The sequence below is a fragment of the Nocardia farcinica genome, assembly GCF_029867845.1.
Classification (GTDB): Bacteria; Actinomycetota; Actinomycetes; order Mycobacteriales; family Mycobacteriaceae; genus Nocardia; species Nocardia farcinica_A.
On sequence record NZ_JARWRU010000764.1, the window covers coordinates 1 to 2,112 of the forward strand.

General features: G+C 71.3%; 1 protein-coding gene. It reads right to left on the bottom strand.

Going from position 1 to position 2,112, the window contains the following annotated elements; all coding sequences use genetic code 11:
• Positions 1-178: 178 nt before the first annotated feature.
• On the bottom strand, positions 179-2,107 hold the full coding sequence (locus tag QH283_RS16720) for a ribonuclease J (RefSeq protein ID WP_280503914.1): 1,929 nt from the start codon (positions 2,105-2,107) through the stop codon (positions 179-181).
• Between the last annotated feature and the right edge of the window lie 5 nt (positions 2,108-2,112).

A 2,112-nucleotide genomic window follows, 5' to 3' on the forward strand; every position in this document is an offset into this window, starting at 1 on the left:
CTACCTTTCACACCACCCCCGCGGTCCCCGCGCCGTCCGTTGAGGGGTCCCTCCCCCGCCTCGCGCCGCGGCGGTCCGGCCGGGGGGGCTTCTGGTGCCCCTGGCGCTTCCCCCGCGAAGGGCCGGAAGGAATCGGAATCCTTCCGGCCCTTCGTCTTCCGTCGGGTCCGCGCCGGTCTCAGACGCCGATGACGGTCGGCACGATCATCGGGCGGCGACGGTAGGTGTCGGCCACCCAGCGACCGACCACCCTGCGCACGCTCTGCGCGATGCGGTGGGTCTCGGTGACGCCTTCCAGCGCGAGGCGCTGCAGCTCCGCGTCCACCAGCTCGGCGGCCTCGGTCAGCGCGGTCGGGTCGTCGGAGAAGCCGCGGCCGCTGACTTCCGGTGCGCTGACGGCCTTTCCGGTGGTCTCGTCGATCGCCACGGTGATGGAGATGAAGCCACCCTCGCCGAGCACGAGCCGATCCGAGAGCGTCGACTCGCCGACATCGCCGACCGAGAGGCCGTCGACGTAGACGTGACCGACCGGGTAGCGGCCGACGATCTCGGCGATGCCGTCCACCAGGTCGACGACCACGCCGTCCTCGGCGAGCACCACCCGCTCCTCGGGCACACCGGTGGCCACCGCCAGCGCGGCGTTGGCGCGCAGATGCCGCCACTCGCCGTGCACCGGCATGGCATTGGTCGGCCGCACCGCGTTGTAGAGGTAGAGCAGCTCGCCCGCCGAGGCGTGCCCGGAGACGTGCACCTTCGCGTTCTGCTGGGTGATGACCGAGGCGCCGAGCCTGGCCAGGCCGTTGACCACGGTGAACACCGAGTTCTCGTTGCCGGGAATCAGCGAGGAGGCCAGCACCACGAGATCGTCGGGGCGGATGTTGATCTGACGATGATCGCCGCGGGCCATCCGCGACAGCGCCGACAGCGGCTCGCCCTGGGAGCCGGTGGAGATCAGCACCAGCCGGTCGGCGGGCAGCGTGGCGGCCACGTCGAGGTCGACCACCACGTTGTCCGGCACCGTCAGATAGCCGAGGTCCTGGGCGATCTGCATGTTGCGCACCATCGAGCGCCCGACGAAGCAGACCCGCCTGCCGTAGCGCTGGGCCACGTCGACGACCTGCTGGATACGGTGCACATGGCTGGCGAAGGAGGCCACGATGACGCGGCCTCGGGCCTTGCCGATGACGGTGTCGAGCACACCGCCGATCTCGCGCTCCGGGGTGACGAAGCCGGGCACCTCGGCGTTGGTGGAGTCGACCAGGAACAGGTCGACGCCCTCGTCGCCGAGCCGGGAGAAGCCGGCCAGGTCGGTGAGCCTGCCGTCCAGCGGCAGCTGGTCGAGCTTGATGTCACCGGTGTGCAGGGCCACGCCCGCCGGGGTGCGGATGGCCACCGCCAGCGCGTCCGGGATGGAGTGGTTGACGGCGAAGTACTCGCACTCGAACGGACCGTGGACGGTGGTCTCGCCCTCGGCGACCTGGATGAGCTTGGGGTGCAGCCGGTGCTCACGGCACTTGGCGGCCACCAGCGCGAGGGTGAACTTGGCGCCGAGCACGGGGATGTCGGAGCGGTTGCGCAGCAGGAACGGCACCGCGCCGATGTGGTCCTCGTGACCGTGGGTGAGCACGATGGCCACGATGTCGTCCATCCGGTCCTCGATGGGCCGGAAGTCGGGCAGGATCAGGTCGACGCCGGGCTGCTGGTCCTCGGGGAACAGCACGCCGCAGTCGACGATGAGCAGCTTGCCGCCGTATTCGAAGACTGTCATGTTGCGGCCGATCTCGCCGATGCCGCCGAGGGCGAACACCCGCAGGCCGCTCTTCGGCGCCTTCGGCGGCGTGCCGAGGCGGTCCTGGGCGGCGACCACCGGTGGCGGGGGCGCCTGCTCGCGGCCGCGGCCCTGCCTGCGCCCGGAGGAGCGCCTGCCACCGCCGCGCCCGGACTCGCCGGAACCCTTCTGCTCGACGGCTCGCCCCTGCTCGGTTCTGTTCTGCTCGGACTTGTTCTGCTCGGGCTTGCCCTGCTCGGACTTGTCCCGATCGGCCCCCTTGCCCGAGGCCGCCTTTCTGCCGCCCTCGCGGCGCGGCTCGGCGGCGACCGCCTCCACCGACC